The 24,977-nt window shown below is 42.4% G+C and carries 23 protein-coding genes and 1 tRNA gene; 19 read left to right on the forward strand and 5 right to left on the reverse strand.

From position 1 onward, the window contains the following. Nucleotides 1-69: 69 nt before the first annotated feature. The 5 genes from KOLE_RS07830 to KOLE_RS07850 are packed head-to-tail and all read right to left on the reverse strand — an operon-like array spanning nucleotide 70 to nucleotide 4,712. Complete coding sequence (locus tag KOLE_RS07830) at nucleotides 70-1,089, reverse strand: BMP family lipoprotein (protein ID WP_041288991.1); 1,020 nt, start codon at nucleotides 1,087-1,089, stop codon at nucleotides 70-72. 2 nt (nucleotides 1,090-1,091) lie between these two features. Next, the gene (locus KOLE_RS07835) at nucleotides 1,092-1,724 is read right to left on the reverse strand and encodes a hypothetical protein (protein ID WP_015868890.1); all 633 of its coding nucleotides are present in this window, start codon (nucleotides 1,722-1,724) and stop codon (nucleotides 1,092-1,094) included. Continuing rightward, nucleotides 1,721-3,418 (reverse strand): hypothetical protein, encoded by a 1,698-nt coding sequence (locus KOLE_RS07840; protein ID WP_015868891.1) that lies wholly within the window; start codon nucleotides 3,416-3,418, stop codon nucleotides 1,721-1,723. Before KOLE_RS07840 ends, KOLE_RS07835 begins: the two co-directional genes overlap by 4 nt. A gap of 26 nt (nucleotides 3,419-3,444) precedes the next feature. Beyond that, nucleotides 3,445-4,068: a uridine kinase gene (gene udk / locus KOLE_RS07845; RefSeq protein ID WP_015868892.1), complete on the reverse strand. Its 624-nt coding sequence runs from the start codon at nucleotides 4,066-4,068 to the stop codon at nucleotides 3,445-3,447. After that, the gene (locus KOLE_RS07850; protein ID WP_015868893.1) at nucleotides 4,068-4,712 is read right to left on the reverse strand and encodes a redox-sensing transcriptional repressor Rex; all 645 of its coding nucleotides are present in this window, start codon (nucleotides 4,710-4,712) and stop codon (nucleotides 4,068-4,070) included. Before KOLE_RS07850 ends, udk begins: the two co-directional genes overlap by 1 nt. Before the next feature lie 232 nt (nucleotides 4,713-4,944). On the opposite strand from KOLE_RS07850, the gene KOLE_RS07855 reads away from it, so the two are divergent. The 19 genes from KOLE_RS07855 (at nucleotide 4,945) to KOLE_RS07945 (ending at nucleotide 24,975) form a co-directional block, all read left to right on the forward strand. Further along, nucleotides 4,945-5,184 carry a hypothetical protein gene (locus KOLE_RS07855; RefSeq protein WP_015868894.1) on the forward strand — a complete coding sequence of 80 codons (240 nt, stop codon included), beginning with the start codon at nucleotides 4,945-4,947 and terminating at the stop codon, nucleotides 5,182-5,184. Beyond that, nucleotides 5,172-5,711, forward strand: coding sequence for a DUF4416 family protein (locus KOLE_RS07860; RefSeq protein ID WP_015868895.1), 540 nt, complete (start codon nucleotides 5,172-5,174; stop codon nucleotides 5,709-5,711). The genes KOLE_RS07855 and KOLE_RS07860 overlap by 13 nt, the downstream gene beginning before the upstream one ends. Beyond that, entirely contained in the window at nucleotides 5,708-7,009 is a 1,302-nt protein-coding gene (gene rimO / locus KOLE_RS07865; protein ID WP_015868896.1) for a 30S ribosomal protein S12 methylthiotransferase RimO, read from the forward strand. Before KOLE_RS07860 ends, rimO begins: the two co-directional genes overlap by 4 nt. Next, nucleotides 6,996-7,535, forward strand: a complete 540-nt coding sequence (gene pgsA / locus KOLE_RS07870) for a CDP-diacylglycerol--glycerol-3-phosphate 3-phosphatidyltransferase (RefSeq protein WP_015868897.1) — start codon at nucleotides 6,996-6,998, stop codon at nucleotides 7,533-7,535. The genes rimO and pgsA overlap by 14 nt, the downstream gene beginning before the upstream one ends. Before the next feature lies 1 nt (nucleotide 7,536). Then, a complete protein-coding gene (thpR, locus tag KOLE_RS07875) occupies nucleotides 7,537-8,103 on the forward strand; it encodes an RNA 2',3'-cyclic phosphodiesterase (RefSeq protein WP_041288717.1) in 567 nt (188 codons plus the stop codon). Beyond that, entirely contained in the window at nucleotides 8,093-9,160 is a 1,068-nt protein-coding gene (recA, locus tag KOLE_RS07880) for a recombinase RecA (RefSeq protein ID WP_015868899.1), read from the forward strand. The genes thpR and recA overlap by 11 nt, the downstream gene beginning before the upstream one ends. A gap of 22 nt (nucleotides 9,161-9,182) precedes the next feature. Then, a complete protein-coding gene (locus tag KOLE_RS07885) occupies nucleotides 9,183-9,632 on the forward strand; it encodes a regulatory protein RecX (protein ID WP_015868900.1) in 450 nt (149 codons plus the stop codon). Nucleotides 9,633-9,718: 86 nt separating this feature from the next. Continuing rightward, nucleotides 9,719-11,245: a ribonuclease Y gene (rny, locus tag KOLE_RS07890; RefSeq protein WP_369816077.1), complete on the forward strand. Its 1,527-nt coding sequence runs from the start codon at nucleotides 9,719-9,721 to the stop codon at nucleotides 11,243-11,245. Between the two features lie 46 nt (nucleotides 11,246-11,291). After that, nucleotides 11,292-11,367 (forward strand) — tRNA-Thr (locus KOLE_RS07895). A gap of 53 nt (nucleotides 11,368-11,420) precedes the next feature. Next, nucleotides 11,421-12,830 (forward strand): tRNA lysidine(34) synthetase TilS, encoded by a 1,410-nt coding sequence (gene tilS / locus KOLE_RS07900; RefSeq protein WP_015868902.1) that lies wholly within the window; start codon nucleotides 11,421-11,423, stop codon nucleotides 12,828-12,830. Between the two features lie 28 nt (nucleotides 12,831-12,858). Next, nucleotides 12,859-14,772 (forward strand): ATP-dependent zinc metalloprotease FtsH, encoded by a 1,914-nt coding sequence (gene ftsH, locus KOLE_RS07905; RefSeq protein ID WP_369816078.1) that lies wholly within the window; start codon nucleotides 12,859-12,861, stop codon nucleotides 14,770-14,772. Next, complete coding sequence (locus KOLE_RS07910; protein ID WP_041288718.1) at nucleotides 14,759-15,151, forward strand: thioesterase family protein; 393 nt, start codon at nucleotides 14,759-14,761, stop codon at nucleotides 15,149-15,151. The genes ftsH and KOLE_RS07910 overlap by 14 nt, the downstream gene beginning before the upstream one ends. Next, a complete protein-coding gene (locus KOLE_RS07915; protein ID WP_015868905.1) occupies nucleotides 15,138-16,586 on the forward strand; it encodes a B12-binding domain-containing radical SAM protein in 1,449 nt (482 codons plus the stop codon). The genes KOLE_RS07910 and KOLE_RS07915 overlap by 14 nt, the downstream gene beginning before the upstream one ends. Nucleotides 16,587-16,592: 6 nt before the next feature. After that, entirely contained in the window at nucleotides 16,593-17,312 is a 720-nt protein-coding gene (locus tag KOLE_RS07920) for a response regulator transcription factor (RefSeq protein ID WP_015868906.1), read from the forward strand. A gap of 3 nt (nucleotides 17,313-17,315) precedes the next feature. After that, complete coding sequence (locus tag KOLE_RS07925) at nucleotides 17,316-18,569, forward strand: sensor histidine kinase (RefSeq protein ID WP_015868907.1); 1,254 nt, start codon at nucleotides 17,316-17,318, stop codon at nucleotides 18,567-18,569. Continuing rightward, nucleotides 18,566-19,867 carry a pyrimidine-nucleoside phosphorylase gene (locus KOLE_RS07930; RefSeq protein WP_015868908.1) on the forward strand — a complete coding sequence of 434 codons (1,302 nt, stop codon included), beginning with the start codon at nucleotides 18,566-18,568 and terminating at the stop codon, nucleotides 19,865-19,867. Before KOLE_RS07925 ends, KOLE_RS07930 begins: the two co-directional genes overlap by 4 nt. Before the next feature lie 16 nt (nucleotides 19,868-19,883). Further along, the gene (locus KOLE_RS07935; protein ID WP_015868909.1) at nucleotides 19,884-21,560 is read left to right on the forward strand and encodes a phosphodiester glycosidase family protein; all 1,677 of its coding nucleotides are present in this window, start codon (nucleotides 19,884-19,886) and stop codon (nucleotides 21,558-21,560) included. A gap of 19 nt (nucleotides 21,561-21,579) precedes the next feature. Beyond that, nucleotides 21,580-23,643, forward strand: a complete 2,064-nt coding sequence (gene fusA, locus KOLE_RS07940) for an elongation factor G (protein ID WP_015868910.1) — start codon at nucleotides 21,580-21,582, stop codon at nucleotides 23,641-23,643. Nucleotides 23,644-23,700: 57 nt separating this feature from the next. After that, nucleotides 23,701-24,975 carry an alpha-amylase family glycosyl hydrolase gene (locus KOLE_RS07945; protein ID WP_015868911.1) on the forward strand — a complete coding sequence of 425 codons (1,275 nt, stop codon included), beginning with the start codon at nucleotides 23,701-23,703 and terminating at the stop codon, nucleotides 24,973-24,975. Nucleotides 24,976-24,977: the final 2 nt, after the last annotated feature.

The following is a 24,977-nucleotide window of genomic DNA, read 5'->3' on the forward strand; positions in this document are numbered from 1 at the left end:
GCTTTGGCAAGGTAACGATTCAGAACAAGGGGGTGCGCTAAACGCACCCCTGATTAAACCTTACCTCAATCACGGAAGAGTAATAGCGGGAACTTCAAAGGCATCAAGAGCTTCCTGGGTATCTGGAACAACCAGAATACCTTTCTTTATCTCTTCCTTGAGGAAATCAAGTTCCTTCAAGACCTGAGGTGGAACGAGGTGCTTCGTGTATGTCATCGGACTTATACCCACACCTTCATCCTTGATGCCAAGAATGTGGAGACCGGGTGTGAATGTACCGAGTGCAACGCTGAGGACCGCCTGATAAGCGGCAACATCGACTCTCTTCATTGAACTTGTCAGGACTCTTCCAGGGGCCATGTAATCCTGGTCAGCGTCAACACCGATAGCGAAGTAACCTTCACCTTTTTCTGCGGCAGCTTCAATGACGCCGTTTCCACATGCACCGGAAGCGTGGAAAACAATATCTGCGCCTTCTGCAAACTGTGCAAGAGCGAGGTCTTTACCTTTCTTAGGATCGTTGAAGTCCATGGTGTAGCCTCTGAGGATTTCTATTGTTTTACCGTGGAGTTCTTCGTAGACCCTTATACCGGCTTCGTACCCGTAGCGGAATCTTTCAACGGGTGGTATCGGAATTCCACCAATGAAACCTACGATATTTGTTTTGGTCATTGCAGCGGCGAGATATCCAACGAGGAAAGCACCTTCCTGTTCTTTGAAGATGTAACAAGCAACGTTATCGGCTTCTACACCCTCCGGCGGAACGATGTCTATACCTATAAAGTAGGTATCCGGGAACTGGGGTGCTACCTTGAAGAGAGCGTCGGTCATCATGAATCCAACAGCAAAGACGATATCCGCTTCTTTAGCTGCATTGGAGAGATTGGAAATGTAGTCAGCCATTTCATGTGATTGAACAACTTCAGCTTCGATGCCAAGGAATTCGGCAGCTTGCTGGATACCGGCCCATGTACCATCGTTAAAGGACTTATCACCAAGACCTCCTACGTCAGTAACCATGATGACTTTCATGGCAAAAACTGGTAGTGCAACAAGCAAAACTAACGAGAGAACAAGCAGAGTTCTCATTTTCATACTCTTTCCCTCCCCTTCATGTAAGATGAAATAACGGTAAAGATTGACAGTACAATTATACCGACAAAGACGATTAAAAACCAAACGTTCAGTCCAGTGCTTACGTTCACGTTCAAGGCGGGAGAGCCCGAATGCACGAAGATATTCAGCGTATCGGAGTTTGTAACGGAAATAATCAGCCCAGTAAGCAATATTATAGAACCTATGAGTATGCTTATTGCGCGTCTGGAAATGGTTGCTATGGATACGAGTAACATGAGTCCAAGAATTAACGCCATAAAGCTTGAAACTCTGTAAGGTCTGATGATAGCTGGCATGGGTTCTGATGATAATTCATCGGATATTGCTTTCTCTATATTATCCAGTGCAACTGCATACTCGGGTTTTGCCGATAGCTTAGTTTGCAGGAAGTTTTCGAAATCAACTCTGAGTTTTTCCCCACCAAAGGTGACTATTTCTTCCGACATCTTGCCTATGGTTTTTAGTTCGGAGAGATAGCGGGAATAATTTCTTCTGCTGGATCGTGTGAAATTCTTAAGTCCTTTCTGGAGATCTTCGAAGGCCTGTATGTATTGAGGATTATTCTCAATTGAGAAATATTCATCGAAAGAAGGCAGGTTAACCCTCAAACGATCTCCTTCAGCAGAAAAGGTGCCCCGCTTTCTTTTGCCATACTGTTTAATTGGTTAGGTAACACCACCCTTATCATTCGTTTCAGATCAGTTAATTCGCTGGATATGAGAGAAGTGAACTTTCTGATCTCAATATTGAGCAAGGAATCTGGAGATTCATAAAGGTCGGATTTCAGGATTTCGTAATAAGGTGAGTCGTAGAATTCCGGGAAATTATCCATCCTGATTTCCGGTACTTCGCTGTAAAGCCTTATGACAGGTAGGATAAACGTCAGGACTACGGCGATTAGCATGATCACATCGAGAAGATTTCTTTTCTTCGGTTTTAATAATCTTGATATCAGAATGATGGTGGCAAAAGTCAGGACAGGAAACACTGTTATCGCGTAGATGGATAGATCAAAGATATCGTAATTGAAATTAGAGAAGAAAACAAGATATCCCATTTCAAGGATTAATAGAATATCCAGAATGAACTTTTTCCACGAAGGAAGGAAGAACCATATAAGGAGTGCCAGGCCTGCGTAAACCAGAAGGCGCAGCCAGCTTAAATGGATTTCCTTTAGCGTATTTTTCACAAAAACCGCTGAGTACTCGTTTTTTAATTCCCCAAGAGCCTTCATCAATGGAGCAACGAGTTCACTCACAGCACGGTGAATATCGGCTTCTACGAGTTTGACTGGCGAAAAATCTTTACCATCAATTATTCTCTTACCAAATGTCAGGTTCAATATCAACCTGCTTCTAAGCCCCGGAGTGGAATCGATAATTTCTACGATTTTCTTGTAGTTATCATCCTGTAAGGGTATGGGATTTGTAAATCCGGGGACAGTTTTTGTACTGATGGGAAGTTCCTGAGGATAGAAAGGAGCTTCATCTATGATTGATAAGGACCTGAGGATCCAGAGTTCAAAGAGATTCTTTGCTGATTCTTTCAAAGATTGCTCTAAATCCTTCGGGAGCAGCCTGAGAGCCACTGAAGCGCGTTCTTCGAGTTCAGAAAGCAACTGCTGGGAAACATTGTATTCCTTCTTAGAAATCTCCTCAATTTGTTGAGCGAGCGTGGCTATGATTTGATCGTTAATGAGGGAGGCTATCTCTTTTTGTGCGAGATCGTCGATTGTTATATCCAGACTGTACACGCCTTTGTAAGTCATGGGTTCCGGAAGTTTCCCTTTCGGAAATCCAGAAGGCTCAACATCGATCAATCCAAGAGAATACAATATCCAGCTCTTAAATACGTTGTTTGCAACCTTCCTGACGCTACTTGTATATTCATTGAAAGCAGCGGAATATGCAGGCATTTCATTGAGCACACCGAGCTGGTATCCTTTCCCCGTTAGATGGGAATAAACCCATGCTAGAAAGGCACTGTAGGCTATTTTGTCTTCGTAGCTTTCAAAGTAACGGTCATCGAGGGCTTTCATGTGGACGGTTAATAAGTCGCCCATTGTGGTAGCGCTTTCCTTTTTTTCCACGCTACCAACTATCTGAAGTTTGTAAAGCCTGTAAAGAGCAAGATCCTCAAGATCGACTTTTAGTTGAATAATTTTTGGAGACTGAGCATTTTCTGATTCATACTCGGTGATGTAGTTCTTAAAGAACTGAATTGTTTTGTCCTGATCTAACGCAAAGAAAAGAGTCGAGAGAAGGAGTAGTAAAACTACGAGAAAAGTGGGACGTTTTGTCACAACTTCACCTCCGGAAACTTCTAAAATTAATTTTTATCAATTTTCAGCATATTCTCGATGGCATTTATTATGACTTTCAATCCAACTGTATTATGAGCACCGTCTGGCAAAACTATATCACAAAAATATTTCTGAGGTTCTATAAAACTTTTAAAAGCGGGAGCAACGAATTGCCTATACTGAGTAATTATACTATCAATAGATCTTCCACGCTCCCGGGTATCCCTCTCTATACGCCTTATCAATCTTTCGTCAGCGGGGGCGTCGATGTACACCGAAAAGTCGAATAGATTTCTTAAATTCTTGCTGTACAACACAAGGATTCCTTCAACAATTACAAGATGGCCAGGTTTGAAAGAGCGGGAAATCCCGGATTCTCTTCTGTAAGTAACCATGTTATATACGGGTACCTCTATGCTTTCTCCTTTTTTCAGGGTTTTGAGGTGTTCTATAAAAAGTTCAAAGTCGAAAGCTTTAGGGGTATCAAAATTGTAATTTCGTGGATCCACACCGGGTTCAAGGTTTTTGTAATAATCATCCATTGAAAGAATATCTGCGCAATCGCTGAAATGTTCCTTTATTTTCATTGCTACAGAGGTTTTTCCAGCTCCGCTCCCACCTACGAGAGCGACGAGAATCGGGCGTTTCATCACCATTCTCCCTTCTGTAACATATTTACATGAAACGCGAGAGATCTAAAAACGACCGATATATCGATCTCTTCAACCCGGACATTTTTGGGGACACTTATCTTGGTCGGTGCAAAATTAACTATACCTAGAATCCCGGCGTCAACAAGTGCATCAGCAACTTTCTGTGCCTCAGAAGCGGGTACGGTTATAACTCCAATGGTTATATTTCTCTTTTTGATGACTTCCGGCATGCTCTGGATATCATCGATTATTATGCCGCTTGCCAGTACCGAACCGATTTTCTTTGGATCATTATCAAAAACGGCTTTGACAAAAAAACCGCTTTTGGTTAATCCCGGATAATTAGCAATGGCAACACCCAGATTACCTGCTCCGACGATACAGGTGTCCCATTCCTTCTTTATTCCCAGTATCTCACCGATACCTTCCAAGAGTTTTTTAGTGTCGTATCCTACCCCACGTTTCCCGAACTCTCCAAAATAAGAGAGATCTTTTCTGACCTGACTTGCTTTTATTCCAAGGAGTTCACCTATCTCTTTCGAAGAAATGCTATTTTTTTCCTGTAAAAGTTGTTTTTCAAGGCACCTGTAATAAATTGCGAGTCTTTTTATAGTAGGGCGAGGGATTTTTTCTTCTGGCACAAAATTCCCTCCTCAAAAAATTTTATACGGTGTTGGTGAAGATACGTGTTTGTGAAATTATATCACGAAATGTGCAGTTGTCACTGTGGCTTTGAATTTTTTTCAGGTAACACCTCTCTAACCATGATATAATTTTTTCATGCGAAGTAAGCTATTTTTATTGTTTTTTCTCGTATTTTTGGGGATATGTTTAACTTTACTTTTCTTTGAATTGATATCTGAGGTTCGAAGTTTGAAGAACTCTATCAACGCCTTTGAAATCTACGGCAGCACGAGCCCTTTAACCGTAAACGTTGGAGATAAAATTCGGATAATAGAGACAAAAAAGAAGGTTAGAATAGAGTTATCGAAAGAAAAAGAAATCGAAATCCTTCAACTCCCCGGGAACAGTTATTATGTAAGAAGAGGAGATACGGTTTACAAAATTTATATCCCGAGAGTAAAGGTGAGGATCGAAGAATGGGAGCATTGAGAAGAGTTGAACTTGTTAATCTGGTGATGTTTGTTTTTTCATCTTATATAGATTATAGGTTTTCTGAGGTCCAACCATTGCTTGAAGAGAGGTTTGGCCCTGTTGACTATATCTCGAAAAATCTGGATTTTGATAAATACACCTATTTCTATAATAATGAGATGGGCTACAAACTCCAGGGGAAGCTGATAAGCTTCAAAAATCTTATTCATCCTTCGGAACTTGCGGAAATAAAGTTAACCACCAATAAAATCGAAGAGCTGTTTAAGGTCGATGGAAAACGCAAGATAAATCTTGATCCAGGATATATTCATCATACGCAGTTTGTTCTTGCGTCCACGAAGCACTGGGCCAATCGGATATATATAGGTAGAGGCATATACGCTGAAATAACACTCATGTACGTTAACGGGAAGTTCATGCCATTGGATTATACCTACCCGAATTACAAAGATCAGGAATATATTCAGGAATTGACCGGTATCAGAGAAATTTATCTGAAAAAGAGAAAGGAATTTTATAGATGAGAATAGGAACACTCGTACTTGGTTGTCCCAAAAACATCGCCGATATGGATAATTTCAAAGGAATAATGCTCAAAAGAGGCCACGAATTCGCTAATGGCGTGGAAAGTGCTGGTATTGTCGTTATCGATACCTGTGGGTTCATAGATGAAGCAAAAAAAGAAAGCATAGAAGAAATCCTGAGGCTCTGCTCATTCAAAGAAGAAAAACCAGATCTTAAGGTAATCGCTGTTGGGTGCCTTGTTCAGAGATACTATCGGGAATTAAAGGAAGGAATCCCTGAAATCGATGGGTTGATAGGAGTTACATCTCCGGAAAAATTGGCCGATCTTATTGAGGCAGGGAATTTTTTCTTTATTGAAAAACCGTCAACAGTTTATGATTTCAAATTTCGAACGTATGGCAAACCTTATTCTTATGTGAAGATTGGCGATGGTTGTGATCGTGGCTGTGCCTTTTGTTCTATCCCATCGTTCAAGGGTTCATCACGGAGCAGACCTATTGAAGAAATAGAGAAAGAGGTTTGTTTTCTCGTTTCTGAAGGGATAAGAGAGATTGTACTGGTTTCACAGGATACCACACAATATGGAGTGGATATATACGGCAAGCAGGCTTTGCCGGATCTGTTGAAATCTTTGAACGAGATCCCTGGAGATTTCTGGATCCGGGTAATGTATTTGCATCCTGACCATCTTACTGAAGGAATCATTAATTCAATTTTGAAACTTGAAAAAGTAGTGAATTATTTCGATGTACCAGTACAAAGCGGTTCTGACTATATTCTTAAACGCATGGGAAGAACAAAAAAAGCTGGAGAATTGAAAGCCATGTTTGAAAAGATAAGGGCGAAAGAATCCGATGTGACTTTGCGAACCACGATAATGGTGGGATTTCCCGGGGAGACACGAAGGACTTTCGAAGAGACGTTGGAGTTTGTGAATGATGTTAAGTTTGATAAGCTTGGTGGATTTGTATATTCTCCTGAGGAAGGAACACCAGCATATTCATTTAAAATGACTATTGATGAAAATATGGCCCGTCAATACCTTGATGAACTCCTGGATTTGCAGGATGAGATATCCTATGAACTCAATCAACGACACTTTGGTAAGGTACTCAAGGTTCTTATAGAGGAAAATACTGAAGAAGTCATGATTGGCAGGAGCCCGCACTTTGCTCCCGAAATCGACGGCAGCATCTTTCTCAAAAGAGCCGATGAAGCGGGAGAGTTTGTGATGTGTCGTATAACCGGGGTTTACGAGCATGACCTGGAAGGTGTGATTGTGGATGAATCTGCCTAATATATTGACGTTTTCAAGAATGTTATTGACATTTCCTGTGGTAGCATTACTTACAGTAGAAAATAGGGTTTCGGTTATTATTTCCGTTCTTTTATTTACGATAGCTGCGTCAACGGATTTCTTTGATGGATATCTGGCGCGGAAGCTGAATCAGGTTACAGATCTCGGAAAGTTCATGGACCAGATATCGGATAAGATCCTGATAACTTCGCTGTTTCTCGTGTTTTTGAGTCTGGGAATGATCAATTTGTGGCTTGTTGTTGTCATAGTTGTGAGAGATATATTTGTTTCCGGGTTGAGGATGGCTGCTGCGTCCAAAGGAGTTGTAATTCCTGCTAATTATTTTGGAAAAGCGAAAACGATATCCCAGATTGTCCTAATTGGTTGCCTTTATCTGATTTTATTGACTGGAGTTGATTTTCAGTTATTGTTAGATGCTTTGCAATGGATCGTTGGAGTGCTCACCGTTGCCAGTGGTGGTAGTTATTTCAGGATTTCTGGTAAGATCTTTGAAGGGGGGAAGTAAATTGAGGACCTTTATAGCCATAGATACTGGTAAAGGTGTTGCTTCGGTTGTTGATATGGTTGTCGATAAACTGAAAAGGATGGGTTTTAAAGCTTCATGGGTACCGGGAAGCAACGCTCATTTAACGCTTTCATTTTTGGGTGAGATAGAGTTTAGTAAAGTTGAAATTCTTGCTTCTATGCTTTCAAAGAGGTTAAGAGGTTTTCCTTCTTTCACTTTTTCTACGAAACAGCTCGGCTTTTTTAGACACAACAATCTGCCAAGGGTAATATGGATAGGCGTGGAAAACACTCCTTTCTTGAACAATCTACATCGTGAAGTACGGGTGGCTCTTGGAAGTTTGGGACTGGCAGCAGAAGACAAGTTTCATCCCCATATTACCGTTGGACGAATGAAGTACAGTCCCCCATACTGGAAAAAATTATTAGCGACGATCGAACTCGAGGAAATTGTGGTACCTGTAAATGGAGTTCACATCTATGAATCGGAACTTTTGAGCGAAGGTGCTAATTACAGGAAAATCTTCAGTTGTAATTTTGAAGGAGGCCTGGTTAAACATGAATTCTAGGGAAGACAAAGCGAAAAAAATCGCTCTTGAAAAAGCCATTAAGGAAATCGAAAAACAATTTGGTAAGGGAGCGGTAATGCTCCTTGGTGATCAGGAAGCAAGGGCAAATATCGATGTCGTTCCAACCGGGTCACTGTCTCTGGACATAGCTCTTGGTGTAGGAGGTTATCCAAGAGGCAGGGTTGTGGAAATCTACGGATCTGAATCCAGCGGAAAGACCACTGTTGCTCTCCATGCTATAGCGGAGGTTCAGAAAATGGGAGGAACGGCGGCTTTTGTTGATGCGGAACATGCTCTGGATATAAGCTATGCGAGGGCTCTCGGTGTCGATGTGGACAATCTGCTCATTTCGCAACCCGACTATGGCGAGCAGGCTCTCGAGATAGTTGAGAGTCTTGTAAGATCCAATGCTGTCGATCTGGTTGTGGTTGACTCTGTTGCTGCCCTGGTTCCCAGAGCGGAGATTGAAGGCTCGATGGGAGATATGCAGGTAGGCCTTCAGGCGCGGCTCATGTCTCAGGCTTTGCGTAAGATATCTGGTACCGTCAGTAAATCGCGTTCTATTGTGATGTTCATAAACCAGACAAGAATGAAAATTGGAGTGGTTTATGGCAATCCGGAAACGACCACAGGCGGTGTGGCTTTGAAGTTCTATTCCTCGATCAGGCTTGAAATCAGAAGAGGTGCCGCAATTCGCGAGGGGAACAACGTTATCGGGAATGAAACCTACATAAAGGTTGTAAAAAACAAGGTGGCACCTCCATTCAAGGACGCAAAGGTCGATTTGATTTATGGAAGAGGGATCGTAAGAGAAAACGAACTCTTTGAGCTCGCTGTAAAGGAAGGATTTATTGAACGAAAAGGTGCGTGGTACACCTACATTTCTCAGGATGGGAAAGAAATCAGCCTCGGTCAGGGAAAAAGTAACGGCATAAACTTCCTGATGGCTAACTCTGAGATATTGCTTGAGATTGAAAACAGAATTCGTGAAAAGTATAGTTTACCGAAAGTAGAGGAAAAATCAGAAAAAGTGAAAGAAAATGGTGAAAAAGAATAACAATAATGCTGAGATTGTTTCCATGGCTCGTAAGGAAGCACTCAGATACTTGCGTTACAGAGCACGTTCCGAAAAAGAGATGAAAGCTTATCTCGGGAAAAGAGGATATGATTCTCAAGTCATAGAAAAGGTGCTTGCGGAGCTTAAAAGACAGAATTTCATCAATGATGAACAATTTTGTAGACTCTACGTTTATGATGCATTCAGGGTTTATCACAAAGGACCTTTTCGAATCCGTCAGGAATTGAGACAGCTAGGTATAAGCATTGGAACGATAGAAAAGGAAATTGAAAGTTTTTTGGCCGAGAACGATCTGAAGGAAATTGTAAAGGATTATTTGAACAGACATCTCGGGAATGAGCCACTATCGATAAAAAAATTGGAGAAACTAAAAGCAAGACTATATCGAAAAGGATTTGATCCGTTTTTCCTAAATGAGGTTTTAAGAGAATACCTCGAAGAAAGTCACTGATTCTGTAGTTTTTTGAAACCATGATACAAGAAAGGAGGGAGCTGGATATATCCAGATTCGGATAAGTACCAGCGTAGATCATGACAATAATTTGGTCTTTAATAGGTTCAATCATAGGAATAGTAATTTCTGCTTTGATTTTTATTCCCATTGTTTCCAGAAAGGTTCGGAAGAAGCTTGAGGAAGAGTTGAAACTGGCAAAACAGGATGCGGAATCTATAAAGAAGAGGGCTCTGGAGGAAGCAGAACATCTTAAGAAAAAAGCCATTATTGAGGGACGTGAAGAACTTCATAAGCAACGCGACGAAATGGAAAGGGAACTGCGTCGTGAACGTGAAGAACTCAAACAGTGGGAAGAAAGAATTTCCAGACGGGAAGATAACCTTGATAGGAAAGAGGAAAATCTTGAAAAACTGAGGGTAGAGCTGGAAAAGGAGCGCAATGAGATAGAAAAGCTTCGGCAGGAAGCAGAAAACAAGCTTTATCAGCTTGCTGAGCTGTCTCCAGAAGAGGCGAGAGAGATCGTCTTTAAGCGCGTTGAAGAAAGGTATGAATACGATATAGCCCAGAGATACAAACAGATAAAGGAACAGTATGAAGAAGATGCGGCTAAACATGCAAAATGGGTGGTTGTTACCACAATACAAAGATATGCTGCCGACTACACAAGTGAGATTACCGTTAGTACGGTAAGTCTTCCTTCGGATGAAATGAAGGGAAGAATAATAGGAAGGGAAGGCAGGAACATCCGTGCCTTCGAAAAATTAACAGGGGCAGATCTGATCATAGATGATACCCCTGAAGTGGTTGTAATCTCGTGTTTCAATCCTTTGCGGCGAGCAATTGCGAAATTGACACTGGAAAAGCTTGTGGAGGATGGAAGAATTCATCCAGCAAGAATAGAAGAGATGTATGAAAAAGCGAAACGCGAAATATACGCTGAAATCAAAGAAGCCGGTCAGGAAGCACTCATGAAGGTTGGGATACCTTCGATGCACCCGGAACTGGTAAAACTTCTCGGGCGCTTGAAGTACAGAACCAGTTATGGTCAGAACGTTTTGCAGCACTCCATAGAAGTGGCACAGATCGCTGCACTTATGGCGGCAGAGCTGGGGCTCAATGTTGAAAAGATCAAACGGGGTGCTTTGCTTCACGATATTGGAAAGGCTGTTGATCATGAGATAGAAGGTTCTCACGCCATCATAGGCGGAGAAATAGTAAAGCGTTACGGTGAGAAATCCGATGTTGTTAATATGATACAGTATCACCATGGTGAGACGGAGGCCCTAACACCGGAAGCTGTTCTTGTAGCAGCAGCCGATGCTGTGTCTGCGGCTCGTCCTGGAGCCAGAAGAGAGTCTCTTGACATGTACATAAAACGACTCGAGAATCTTGAGAACATTGCAAAAGGGTTCGCAAACATCGAGAAGGCTTACGCTATTCAGGCTGGAAGAGAAATAAGAGTGATAGTGGAACCGGAAAAAGTTGATGATGTGATGGCAGAAAAACTTGCCGGAGATATTGCAAAACGGATAGAAGAAGAAATGGAGTATCCAGGTGTTATAAAAGTGACAGTCATTAGAGAGAGAAGGAGCGTGGCTTACGCCAGTTAAGTTGCAATTGACACCCATAATTTTGTGCGGTAAAATTGTGCCGAGTGCCAACGTAGCTCAACCGGCAGAGCGGCTCATTCGTAATGAGCAGGTTGTGGGTTCGAGTCCCACCGTTGGCTCCATGCGCCCAAACCGGGCGCTTTATTTTTAATCAAAGTGAATGGGTGGCGAGAAAATGACCGGGTTTGAAAAGAAGGTATTTGAGTTCATAGATCGATGGGGACTTATAAAGCAAGGAGAAAAAATTCTGGTGGCAGTATCCGGCGGTAAAGATTCTATGGCTCTGCTCCACTTTTTGGTTTCTAAAAAAGAACGATTGGGATGTGAGATCTGCGTTGCGAATATGGATCACGGCTTACGTGATGACAGCGGTCGCGAGGAAGCCGTGATGATAGCCTCCTTTTGTGAAAAACATGATGTTCCTTTTTATCATGAGAGACGCGACGTAACCCAATATCATAAAAATAACCGTGGGCTTTCTCTTGAAGAAGCGGCACGTATTGTTCGATACGATTTTTTGTTCAATGCCAGAGAAAAACTTGGAGCCGATAAGATCGCCCTGGCCCATCATCTGAACGATTTGGTGGAGACGATGTTGATGAGGATAGCAAGAGGAACGGGGTTAAAAGGGGTAATTTCTATGAAGCCTATGAACAATTCTATAATACGTCCTCTCTTATCTGTTGGAGTGCAAGAAATACTCGATTATGTTACAATTAACATGATTCCTTATAAAGAAGATCCAACAAACGTTCTCGAGGTCTATGACAGAAATTTTATAAGAATGAGAATAGTTCCACTCTTTAAGGAACTCAACGCTTCTTTTGAAGATGCTATTTATAGGTTTTACATGAATATTATGGAAAGCTACAACATTATTGAAGAAAAGGTTCGAAGCTTTATTTCCAGTTTGGAAACGGAAACAGAGAATGGAAAGGTGCAAAGGTGCTTTGGGGAGCTGGATATCTTTTTGAAAGAACAAGACGCCCTTGTGGCTGAAGTGGTAAGAGAGATTGTAATGCGATTATCTGAGGATGGGTATCCACCTTCAAGGGAAAGAATAGAAGCGTTTATGAAACTCTTAGGCAAACAGGATAGAAGATGGACCATTGAGTTCAAAGAGGATATCAAATCGAGTCGTTTGGGGAAATATATATTTTTTTATAGAGGAGATCTGTTTGAAAGTATGAAAGACGATGTTGATGAAGTTATCGAAAAACTGCCGGTCAGAGTCTCAACAAGGTTCGGAGAGATTATTCTGAATTATGAGAAAGGTAAATTGGAACTCAAAGAAAAATTCGATGGTAAAAAAGTTTGTCCATGTACTCTTAAAGTATTAAAATTTCCTTTGAGGTTCCGAAGGGTAAAATGTGAAGATAGAATGATTCCTTTCGGGAGCAAAAAAGAAAAGGAAGTTTTTAAAATCATTAAAGAAAGTGGAATGACAGGTTTTATTACACGGATACCTGTACTGGAGAATGCTGATGGCACAATTTTATGGGTACCGGGAATTAGAGCCGCTGAGCAGTGCAGGGTGTCCGATTCCGAAGACGGATACGCCCTTTTTAGATTTGAAAGGAGGTAATTTGGTGGATCAAAGGCCTAAGTTTGGCATGATTCTATTCTATATCGTGTTGGGAGTCTTCTTAATGGTTGCTCTTAGAGGGCTATATACTACTGACACAAATTTGTCAGTACCTTACAATCGTTTCCTTGAAGATGTGAATGATAAGAAAATTATTAAGATAGTTATTTATGATGATGGGAGAATCGTTTATACAACCAGTGAAAGTTCGAAACGTTCTTTAGAAACCAAGGTTTCTCCCCAAACGCTTTCGACAGACAGGTTTCAGAACTATATAGACCAGCTGGTTACCGATGGTGTCAATGTTGTTTACGAGAAAGGGAATGATTCTCTTTTCTGGGTTAATCTGCTTGGCACCATTATCCCGTTGGCGATCATAGTGTTTATATGGTTTTTCGCGATGCGATCATTATCTGGAAGGAATTCTCAGGCTTTTACTTTCACAAAGAGTCCCGCGAAAAAATATCTTTCAAATGATAAGAACGTTACCTTCAAAGATGTAGCTGGAGTGGATGAGGCTATAGAGGAACTTCAGGACGCCGTTAATTACCTTAAAAATCCGAACGCTTTTTCACAAACCGGTGCACGTATGCCCAAAGGTATACTTTTGGTTGGGCCTCCTGGAACCGGTAAAACACTTTTGGCAAGGGCGGTTGCAGGAGAAGCTAATGTCCCATTCTTCTACATAAGTGGTTCCGATTTCGTTGAGCTTTTCGTCGGTGTTGGTGCAGCCAGGGTCCGTGACCTTTTTTCACAGGCAAAAGCAAGTGCACCCTCAATCATATTCATAGACGAAATAGATGCTGTTGGAAGGCACAGAGGAGCGGGTCTCGGTGGTGGACACGACGAAAGAGAACAAACCTTGAACCAGATACTGGTTGAGATGGACGGATTTGACGCGAAAACAGGTGTTATCGTGATGGCAGCCACCAACAGGCCTGATATCCTTGACCATGCTCTGCTCAGACCGGGACGTTTCGATAAGAAAATAACCGTTGATCCACCAGATGTGAAAGGCAGAGCAGAGATTCTAAAGATACACATGAGAGGAAAACCTGTTGATCCCGACGTTGATGTCTGGTTGCTTGCAAGGAGGACTCCAGGGTTTGTTGGTGCGGATCTGGAAAACCTAGTCAATGAAGCTGCCATACTTGCAGCCAGGAGAAAGAAAAAGATTATTGGGATGAAAGAACTCGAAGAAGCCATAGATCGGGTTATAGCTGGCCCGGCAAGGAAGTCCAGAATAATGAACCCAAAGGAGAAAAAGATTGTGGCTTATCACGAGCTCGGACACGCGATCGTGGGGCTCGCGCTTCCCAACGCTTATCCAGTTCATAAAGTTACGGTAATTCCGAGAGGAAGTGCTTCCCTTGGGTTCACCGAGAGTTTGCCTTCGGAAGATAGATACCTTGTCTCCCGTTCCGAGATGCTTGACAATCTGGCGCAGATTCTTGGTGGCAGAGCAGCTGAAGAGATTGTATTCGGTGAGATCACCACCGGGGCAGCCAACGATCTTGAACGGGCTACCCAGATGGCGCGAACGATGGTCTGTCAGTTAGGGATGAGCGATAGGCTCGGTCCAATAGCCTGGGGGAAGGAAGAAGGAGAGGTATTCCTCGGGCGCGAGTTAACACGAATGCGAAATTACAGTGAAGAGATAGCCAGTGAAATAGACAACGAGGTAAAAAAGATAGTTATAGAGGCACATGAAAGAGCCAGAAAATTGGTTGAAAAGTTCAGAGATAAACTTGATAAAGCGGCAGAATATCTCATAGAAAAAGAAACGATAACGGGCAAAGAACTTGCAGAAATAGTTGGATTAGCAGAGAGCGGGAATTATTACCGTGATCCTCTTGCTGAAACGAAGGGATCGAAGAGAAAAGTAAGTGCTGTAAGCACCAATGAAGAAGCAAAGGAAGGCAATGAAGATGAAAAGAATTGAAGAACACCAGGAAATTTTTGTTGTAGATACAAACAACCCTGAGTTGCGCTGGGAGGAGAATCCAGCCGGTGGGGCGTTGAATCTCATATCAAGCAGTGGGTTAATGAAGCTCATTCATAATTGCACCTATAAGATTGTTGAACCGCTGGAAACGCCGGACACTATTTTTGTTGTTGTCGAATCTTCGATAAAACATTGCTCATCGGCAGAGATCGGTGTGGATGTTCGAATAGAATGCGAGGTAACGATGACCGAAAAGGGAACGTTTAGTTTTAAAGGGAAAGTCTTTCAGGAGCAACGCCTGGTTGCTGTGTTCTCCACTGTGCGGCAGGCTGTTACGCTGGAGTATCTAGGGAGGAAACTGAGTGAGGAGACCTAGAGCCCCAAGAGCCTGGAAAGAATTTGAAAAGGTTTCCTTCTATAAGAAATCCGAGGTCTTTGTAAATCAAATAGAGCTTCAAGGAGACGTAAAGGTTGCATTGATTTATCCTAATGATTATCGTGTTGCCAGTGCTAATCTTTCGTTTCACGATCTTTTTGAGCGGTTCAATGCCCTTGGTAATGTTAGATGCGAGCGTTTCTTTTATGATAGATCTTTTGAAAAGTTTTACTCCATAGATAGCAGAACACCTTTAGACGAGTTCAGGATATGGGCAATATCAATTCACTTTGAGCTTGATATTTTGAATGTTCTGGAATTGTTGCGTAGATTTAAGGTGCCGCTGTTTAGTGAAGAGCGATTGGGGCATCATCCGGTTATCGTTATTGGAGGAGCTCTAACTTATTTCAACACGGCTCTTTTGGAACTTATAGCTGATGTGGTTCATATCGGTGATTTGAGTGAGAGCTTTCTAAGTGCTCTGGGGTCTTTGAAATCGTACATCGATAGAAAGGAGATAATCGCCGCGTTATCAGGACAAAAAGGCAGAACCTGTGATAGTTGTTTTGAGGAGAGGCTGGCTAGTGGTGTTTTTATAACACCTCATTCGGTGTTCGGAGATAGGTTTCTGATTGAAATCGGTAGAAGTTGTTTCAGGAAATGCAGGTTTTGTGTTGTTGGGTACTGTTTCGGGCCGGCAAGATTTAGAGGACTTGATGAGGTAATGAAATTGATGGAAACGGCCTCTCACCTTACGAATAAGTTTGGTTTGATCGCGGCAACGGTTACCGATTATCCCTATCTTGAAGAATTATTGAATTTTATCGAAAAAAGGGACTATCAAGTCTCGGTTTCCTCTTTGCGGTTGGATGCACTCAATGAAAAGTTGTTGACCATCTTGAGGAAAAGCGGACAGGAACAGTTTACCATTGCCCCAGAGGGTGGATCGCAGAGGCTCAGGAACCTTTATGGGAAAGGAATCTCTGGTGAACAGATTTTGAGTGCCCTGAAGCTTGGTAGAATGGTTGGATTCAGGCATGTAAAGCTTTACTATATATATGGCGCAGTCTTTGAAAGTGAGGAAGACAGGAGGGAAATCGTCGAAACTGCAAAACTGTGCAGGGAACTCGGTTATTCAAAGGTAACCCTCAGCCTTAATCCGTTGATTCCAAAGCCCGGTACACCGCTGGGAGCTCTTCCGATGCAGGACAGAAGAATTTTAAGAGGCCTCGAACGAAATTTAGCTTTAGCTTTGAGGAGTGTTGGTGCAAAAGCGGATTTTGAGAGTATCAAAGAATCGGTGATCCAGTTCAGCCTCGCTAATATGGACAGGAATGGTGGAAGAGAATTTTTGTTGTGGATAAATAACAATAAAAAAGGCAGAGAATTTCTCTATAAGTATGCAGAAAGGATAAACCTTCAAAGAAAGGAGTGAGAAAGAGTGGCCAAAAAGAACATATTGGTAATTGATGATGAGCCATCGATCGTCGAGCTTCTTAGTTTCAACCTCAAGAAAGAGGGATATGATGTCTTAAAGGCTTATGATGCCGAGGAAGCTCTCAAAATTGTAGAGGACAACGATGTTGACATGTTCATAGTAGACATCATGCTTCCTGGAATGGACGGTTTTGAATTGGTAAGAAACCTGAGGAGTACGGAAAAACACAGACATACTCCTGTGATATTCCTCAGTGCTAAAAGCGAAGAGTTTGACAAGGTTCTTGGGTTGGAACTTGGTGCTGACGATTATATTACGAAGCCATTCAGTGTCAGGGAGGCTCTAGCGAGGATAAGGGCTATATTCAGAAGGATCCAGCAGAGCGTTCAGGCAAAGGAAGAGAGACCTAAGAAGATAACGGCAAGAGACCTTGAAATAGACACTGAGAAGTATGAAGTGAGAGTCAGAGGGAAACTGGTCAATTTAACACCTCTTGAGTTTGAGCTCCTTAGATTCCTCGCTGAGAATGAAGGTAAGGTTTTCAGCAGGGATGTCCTTCTCGACAAACTCTGGGGTTACGATTACTATGGTGACACCAGAACTGTTGATGTTCATATAAGACGCCTGAGAACGAAGATCGAAGAGGATCCTTCCAATCCTAAATATATCATAACAGTGAGGGGTAAAGGATACAAATTCAGAGACCCTGGAAAGGAAGACTGATTTTTGTTGACGGTATTTGTTATAATTCTGGCAGCGCTTTCCGCGCTGCTAGTTTATCTTCTGTACCGGACTAAAGTGGTGTATGTCAGGTATGAAAAAACTATAAAGCGTTTCGCGGAGCTCGCGAATATTTCCGGCTCCCGTTCTCCTGTTGCAATTTACAATGCAGTCAGGACACTTATTAGAGATAAAACAGAAGAGATTAAGCGTGTTTCAGAAAAATTAAAGTATATGGAAAACGTGCTCGATAATCTCGGTGATGCTCTTTTCATAACAGACGCTGAAGGTAGAGTTGAATTTATAAACAAATCGGCCAAGGAACTAGTGAAATCCCAGGACCTTCTCGGAAAGAAGATGAACGAGATAATCGACAATTATTACATCGTTGATCTACTTGAAGATGCCGTGAAGAGTGGTTCGGTTCAGCAGACGAATCTTACGATTTTTCATCCCAAACGACGTTTTTATGAATGCAAAGCTATTCCGGTTAGCTATGGTGAAAAGATTCATTGTTTGCTCATTCTCAGAGATATTACGATGGAGAGAAACCTGGAACTCATGAGGCGCGAGTTTGTTTCTAACGTTTCTCACGAATTGAGAACACCATTAACCTCGATACATGGTTACGCCGAAACCCTGCTTGAGTACGATTTGAGCGATGAAGAAACTGTCAGAAAATTTCTGAGAATAATCGAGGGTGAATCTGCTCGTATGACGCGCCTGATAAACGATCTGCTGGACCTTGAAAAACTCGAGGCCGGTGATATTCAACTCGTTCTGGAAGACGTTGAACTTTCTGAGGTGGGAGAGTACGTTATAAAAATTGTGTCACCTCTCGCTGAAGAACTCGGAGTATCAATTTATGAAGACATGGAACGTGGAGTCTTCGTTGAGGGGGATTTTGACAGGCTTGTGCAGCTGACGCTTAATCTTGTTGATAATGCCGTTAAATATACTTCTGTAAAAGAGCACGGACCAAAAGAAGTCTGGATACGTGTTTATACAGCGAATAATTATGCAGTGCTGGAAGTTGAGGATACTGGTATTGGTATTCCCGAAGAAGCTCGAAAACACATATTTGAGAGGTTTTACAGGGTTGATAAAGCACGGTCAAGGAAAATGGGAGGTACGGGTTTAGGGCTTGCAATAGTTAAATTGATCGCTGAAAAACACGGTGGAACGGTTTCACTGGACAGTGAATTTGGAAATGGGACAACGTTTAAAGTTAGATTACCACTTAAGAAGGTGATAGAATGAGAGCTTATGATGTTATTTTGAAGAAGAGAAATGGATTACCAAATTCACATGAGGAATTGAAGTTTCTTATTGAAGGTTATGTTAAAGGGGAAGTGCCGGATTATCAGGTATCAGCGTGGTTGATGGCTGTGTATTTCAACCATTTGACTCCAGAAGAGCGCTTTGATATGACAAGGATAATGCTGGAATCCGGCGATCAAATCAGTTTAAGTGAAGTCAACGGAATAAAGGTTGACAAACATTCCACAGGTGGTGTTGGGGATAAAGTCACCCTTGTTGTCGGTCCCATTGTAGCTGCAGCTGGTTTAACCATGGCCAAGCTTTCCGGAAGAGGATTGGGTCACACCGGCGGAACCATAGACAAGCTGGAATCTATACCCGGGTTCAGAACAGCTTTAAAGAAGGAAGAATTCTTCAAGATAGCAAACGAGGTTGGATTGGTTGTAGCGGGTCAGACAGCGACAGTGGCACCGGCTGACAAAAAGCTTTACGCTTTGAGGGATGTCACAGCTACGGTTGATGAGATATCTCTTATAGCTTCCAGTATAATGAGCAAGAAATTAGCCATTCACTCTGATGTGATAGTGCTGGATGTTAAGGTTGGAACCGGTGCATTCATGAAGTCCATTGAGGAAGCAACGGAGCTGGCCAGGGCGATGATAGATATTGGAAAGAGGTATGGAAGAAAAATAGGTGCTGTTGTCAGTGATATGAATCAGCCTCTTGGAAAGATGGTTGGTAATGCTTTGGAGGTCAAAGAAGCCGTAGAGACCTTGAAAGGGAATGGGCCCGAAGATTTAGATAGGTTGTGCAGGCTCATTTCCGCAAGACTGATAGAACTCGCCAGAGGAGTTTCTTCAGAGGAAGCAGAGAAGATGGTAAAAGATGTTCTGGAATCTGGAGAAGCTCTGGAGAAATTCAGAAGCTTTGTCATTGCTCAAGGCGGGGATGGATCAGTCGTTGACTCGCCAGAATCGGTGCTTCCTGCAGCGAAGGGAACGATGGAAGTTTTAAGTTCAAAAGATGGTTATATTTCTTATATAGACGCCGAGCAGGTGGGAATTTCCTCGATGATTCTCGGTGCTGGTCGTGCGAAAAAAGAAGATGCAATCGACTATGCTGTGGGAATAGAGGTTTTCAAGAAGCTTGGAGATAGGGTACTTAAGGGTGATCCCATTGCTCGTCTGTATTTCAATGATGAAGAGAAAGCAGAGAAAGCAAAGGAACTATTTTTAGAAGCGTACAAGATTTCTGATGCTCCAATTGAACCACCATCTCTGGTACATGAGATTTTTTAAGGGGTTTGTGTAAGATATGCGCAGATCAGTTATAATAATTCTTCTCGTTTTTTGTGCGGTCATCTCGATTGGTAAGGATGTTGTTTTTTCTCTCGAGAATAGAACCCTGAAAATAACTGACAATGACGTTCTCCAGAGTTATGACAACATCTTTATCTCTGTGGATTCTCTTGGAAGACTATATAACAACATTTTAATCACAGAAGCAGAGGATTCTGATGAATTCTTCATATTTTTTCCGGGGAATTCATTGGTAACGTTTTCATTGGTTGATGGTTCCGCAACGGTGGAGTTTGGTAGCAAATTCCATAATGCGGCAACGAAGCGTGACGATAAGAATTACGTTAGCCTCTCTTTTTTATGCACACTATTGAACCTGAATTGTGTTGATACCGAAAAAACGATGATCGTGTACGATGTTCCACCTAAAATCGAGAACATATCAAAAACTCCGCAGGGGCTTGTTTTTTATCTGGACAGACCTGCATTCCCTGAAATGTTCAGTTATTGGCATACCACCAGTGGCGCCTTAGTAATAACCATAAAGCCGGCTGTTAAAGGGGACAAGCTTGAACTTCCCGGCAGCCAAATCTTTACAGGAACCAACTATGTTAAGCTGTATATGAATACAGCTTCGTGGTCAGATCTTTCCGTTGAGGTTTCGGAGAATAAACTCATCGTAAACAGTAGATGGAGCCTCGGAAGGATACTAAAGAAAGATTCGGGGGCAGGATATTTTCTTGGTGTATTCGAAAATTATGTTTCCGGGAGAAGGATAATATTAACTGCTTTGGAACTTGATCCCGAAAGATTCGATATACATCCAGTGCTTGCAAATGGGCGTATTCCTTCCGGGGAATCTCTTCTGTCCATGGCAAAGAGATACGATGCTTTTGCGGTGATAAACGGAGGATATTTTGATCCCTCCAGCTTTTATCCTATCGGGTTACTCATCGAGGATGGGAAGTTAATCAGCTTACCATCCCTTGAACGGCCGTTGTTTTTCCAGACAGAGGATGGAAAGATGGGAATAGGAAGGCTTGATACCCTCCTCTTCCTATCAATTGGGAATGTTACCCTTCAGGTAAAAGGAGTGAATACACCCTATCGTGGTTCTGTGGTTGTTTATACAAGGGAATTTTCCGGGAAACTGCCGTATCACGAGGACTATGTGTATGCATTTCTTGATGGTGAAACCATCAGTAGTATTGGTTACAAGGAACAGATAGAAGGTAATGAAAGTGTTATCCTCTTTTCTCCAGCAGCCATGGAGAAGATAGAAAAACTCGAACCAGGAATGAAGGTTAAATTTACGTTCTTCAATTCCTTTAACGAAAAATTGAAATTTGCCATAGAAGGGGGACCGCTGATTATTTCGCGCGGGAAACCTGTTACAGAATATGAGAAGAGTTTCTATTCCTCTTCTCTTCTCGATATAAGAGCTCCAAGAACACTAATAGGGATCACAAAAAGCGGTACTTTGATGTTCATGATAATAGACGGTTACCAGATGAAGAGCTATGGATTAACTTTTAAAGAGATGGTAGAATTCTTTACAGACAAAAATTTTGAATATCTCATGTGTGTGGATGGAGGGAAATCGTCCGCATTGGTTTTCAAAGGAGAGGTTTTCAGCTCTCCTTCTTCGGGTGTTCCCGTCGTTCCTGTGGGAATAGTTATAAGTCAAAAATAGAGTTCTGGAGGTGGAAGAAATGGGGAAAGTACCAGTTGAAGCCAAAAGAAACGTAACCTTGATAGGACATCATGGTTCAGGAAAAACACATCTCGTTGACTCTTTGCTTTTTAACGTGGGAATGATCGACAGAACGGGAATCTTCGTTACCGATAACGAAGAGATTGAAAAAGAGAGAAAGGCGACGTTCTCCCTTGGCGTAACAGGGCTCGAGTACAAAAATACCAGAATAAACATCGTTGATACACCCGGTATGCCGGATTTTCATGCCGAAACTGTGAACGGTATCTATGCTTCTGAGAATATTCTGCTGGTTCTAAATGCTACAGCAGGGATGGAGATTCAATCGGAAAGATTCGGGGCTGTTGCCAAAGAGCTCAGCAAGGGAATAATAGTCTTTTTCAATATGATGGATAAAGACAGAGCGGAATACGAAGCAGCTCTTTCTGACATCAAAGAAACCTTCGAGAGAAGTCCGGTACTTCTGCAGTTGCCCATAGGGACAGCCGCGGAGTTCAAAGGCGTAATTGATCTGATCGAAGGAAAGGCTTACATTTACGATAATGGCAAACCGCAGGTTCAGGAGCTTCCTGATGATCTAAAAGATCAATATGAAGAAGCGAGAACCAGGATGATTGAGGACATTGTAGAAACCGATGAAGAACTAATGGAAAAGTATTTTGAAGGCGAAGAAATCACAACGGAAGAGATTAAAAGGGCCTTAAAAACAGCCTATATAAACAATCAGATTATTCCCGTTCTTTTTGGATCGGCTCTAAAGAACATAGGAACAGATAGGCTCTTAGAGACCATCGTTGATCTTGGCAAGAATCCTGCTGAAGGTGGGAAATGGCCCGCGCAGCTTCAGAGCGGTGAGGAGATTGAAATATCCCCGGTTGAAAACGAACCCTTTGCCGGGTACATCTTCAAATCTGTTGTTGATCCGTTTGTTGGTAAGTTGACCTTTATCAAGATTATCTCGGGAATCCTTAAACCGGGAGATAGCATAGTCGTGGTTGACGAAGAATCCACGGAAAAGGTGAGTCATATTCTGGCACCAAATGGTACCAAGGATATTGAACTAGAGGAAGCCTCTGTTGGCGATATCATAAAGCTAGCTAAGCTCAAAAAATCAGCTGTTGGAGACACCGTAACTCATAAAGACAGGCAACTTAAGGTCAAGCTTCTCAACTGGCCAGAACCGATGATTTCCAAGTCAATACACCCGAAATCGAAAACAGACATCGACAAGATAAGCAACGGATTGTCCAGGCTTTCCGAATCCGATCCCACCTTCAACTGGGAATACGATCCTGAGACCGGTGAAACGGTCATTTCCGGGCTGGGGTCATTGCATCTCGATATTATGATCGACAGGCTCAAGAGACTTTTCTCTGTGGATGTCGAAGTTGGAAAACCAAAGATAGCTTACAGAGAAACCATCAGGAAAAAGGTTGTTGCCGAGTACAAGCACAAGAAACAGACCGGCGGTCATGGACAGTATGGACACGTTCAGATAGAGATAGAACCCCTTGAAAGGGGAGCGGGCTTCGAGTTCGTTGATAAGATAGTCGGTGGCGTTATACCAAAGAACTACATCCCTGCGGTTGAAAAGGGCGTTAAAGAAGCCATGAAAAAGGGTGTCCTCGCTGGTTATCCTGTAGTTGACGTTAAGGTCACCCTGGTATATGGTTCTTACCACGAAGTCGATTCTTCCGATATGTCATTCCAGATTGCTGCAAGTCAGGCCTTCAAAAAAGGAATGGCTGAAGCCAACCCTGTTATTCTTGAACCGATAATGGATGTTGAAATCTTCGTTCCGGATGATAATGCTGGAGACGTGATGGGTGAAGTCACATCCAGAAGAGGCCGCCCCATGGGGATGGAAACATTGGGGAAAGGTACCACGAAGGTTCTTGCGCAGGTGCCTCTTGCAGAAATGCTTGATTTTGCCAACAAGTTGAACTCCATAACCAGCGGTAGAGGTTATTTCACAATGAAATTTGCCGGTTACCAGGAGACGCCTTCAGATGTTCAGCAAAAAGTGATTGTTGAACGCGAAAGAGAGCAAGAAAACGGTTAATAAGCACAAAGAAGACGATTTTGGGGGGCGATAGAGCCCCCTTTTTTGGGAGGTAAAATGGCAAAGGATACGCAGGTTACGGCCTTTGACTTAGCGATTTATGAAATCTTTCCAAGAATGTTTGTGGACAAAGGGGGAGGCGCCTTTAAGAATATCTCTGGAATTCTGTCTGAACTCAAATCATTGGGAATTAATACGATCTGGTTGATGCCTATTCATCCTGTTGGGATAGAGAATCGCAAAGGTGCTTCCGGGTCTCCGTATGCGGTAAGAGATTATTTTGAGATCGATTCAAAACTCGGAAGCAAAGAAGATTACCGTGTTTTTGTAAAAACAGCGCATTCGTATGGTATAAAGGTTTTTATGGACATGGTGATGAATCACTGCGCGTGTGATTCTGTTTTAGTGAGGGAACACCCGGATTGGATCTTGAAAGATGGTCAGGGAAAATTCGGTCGCAAGATAGCCGAATGGGAGGATGTTTATGACCTTGACTATCACAACCAGCAACTGGTTGATTACATGGTAAGCGTTTTGAGGTACTGGGTCGAAGAATTTGACATTGACGGTTATCGTTGTGATGTGGCCGATCTGGTTCCTCTCAGTTTTTGGTTGAAGGCAAGGCATGAAATCTCCATGATAAAGCCCGATTTTTTATGGCTTTCAGAAGGCTACGAAAATGAAATGTACCGGGCTTTCGATATCACATATGATTACGATGGTTTTACAAACTTTCTTCAATATCTCGAGAAAAAGATCCCATTGATGGATTATATTTCCTATTTGAATTATCAGCATAGGAATTCGCCCAAAAATGCTGTAAAGTTACGTTTCCTGGAGAACCATGACCAACTAAGGATTTCAGGCAGGCTGGGAGTCGAAGAAGTCTTGGAATGGACGGCGTTTATGCTCATGCTTCGTGGGGTTCCCCTGATATATAATGGTCAGGAATATCTCAAGGGTTCCCGACCGGATATTTTTGATTATCCTCCATTGTATGAAAAAAAGAACCTTTGGTTCAGGGATTTTCTGGCCGGGTTGCTGAAGCTCAGAAGTAAATCACCTGCGTTGAGGTACGGCGAAATGGAATTATCATTTGAAGACCGCGATGTGGTTTTACTGAAGCGTTTTTACAATGGTAGTGAGGTTCTGGCAATATTCAATTTCGGTAACGAGGAAAGGGAAATAGCAATTCGAACTTCCGAAAGATCCGGGGTTCTTCATTACATGGAACATTTGAGCGATAGTCCCGTACATCTAAAGGTTAGAAACCATGAGATGCGATTAGCCCTGAATTCAAAACCTCTGGTACTTTCGAGAGTCATATACTAAGA

This window comes from Kosmotoga olearia TBF 19.5.1, from assembly GCF_000023325.1.
GTDB classification, from domain to species: domain Bacteria; phylum Thermotogota; class Thermotogae; order Petrotogales; family Kosmotogaceae; genus Kosmotoga; species Kosmotoga olearia.

Coding starts and splice junctions, on each gene's coding strand:
- KOLE_RS07830 (WP_041288991.1), bottom strand. CDS start 1,089: ATGAGAACTCTGCTTGTTCTCTCGTTAGTTTTGCTTGTTGCACTACCA.
- udk (WP_015868892.1), bottom strand. CDS start 4,068: ATGAAACGCCCGATTCTCGTCGCTCTCGTAGGTGGGAGCGGAGCTGGA.
- KOLE_RS07860 (WP_015868895.1), top strand. CDS start 5,172: ATGGGAGCATTGAGAAGAGTTGAACTTGTTAATCTGGTGATGTTTGTT.
- rimO (WP_015868896.1), top strand. CDS start 5,708: ATGAGAATAGGAACACTCGTACTTGGTTGTCCCAAAAACATCGCCGAT.
- pgsA (WP_015868897.1), top strand. CDS start 6,996: ATGAATCTGCCTAATATATTGACGTTTTCAAGAATGTTATTGACATTT.
- recA (WP_015868899.1), top strand. CDS start 8,093: ATGAATTCTAGGGAAGACAAAGCGAAAAAAATCGCTCTTGAAAAAGCC.
- KOLE_RS07885 (WP_015868900.1), top strand. CDS start 9,183: ATGGCTCGTAAGGAAGCACTCAGATACTTGCGTTACAGAGCACGTTCC.
- tilS (WP_015868902.1), top strand. CDS start 11,421: ATGACCGGGTTTGAAAAGAAGGTATTTGAGTTCATAGATCGATGGGGA.
- ftsH (WP_369816078.1), top strand. CDS start 12,859: ATGATTCTATTCTATATCGTGTTGGGAGTCTTCTTAATGGTTGCTCTT.
- KOLE_RS07910 (WP_041288718.1), top strand. CDS start 14,759: ATGAAAAGAATTGAAGAACACCAGGAAATTTTTGTTGTAGATACAAAC.
- KOLE_RS07930 (WP_015868908.1), top strand. CDS start 18,566: ATGAGAGCTTATGATGTTATTTTGAAGAAGAGAAATGGATTACCAAAT.
- KOLE_RS07935 (WP_015868909.1), top strand. CDS start 19,884: ATGCGCAGATCAGTTATAATAATTCTTCTCGTTTTTTGTGCGGTCATC.
- fusA (WP_015868910.1), top strand. CDS start 21,580: ATGGGGAAAGTACCAGTTGAAGCCAAAAGAAACGTAACCTTGATAGGA.
- KOLE_RS07945 (WP_015868911.1), top strand. CDS start 23,701: ATGGCAAAGGATACGCAGGTTACGGCCTTTGACTTAGCGATTTATGAA.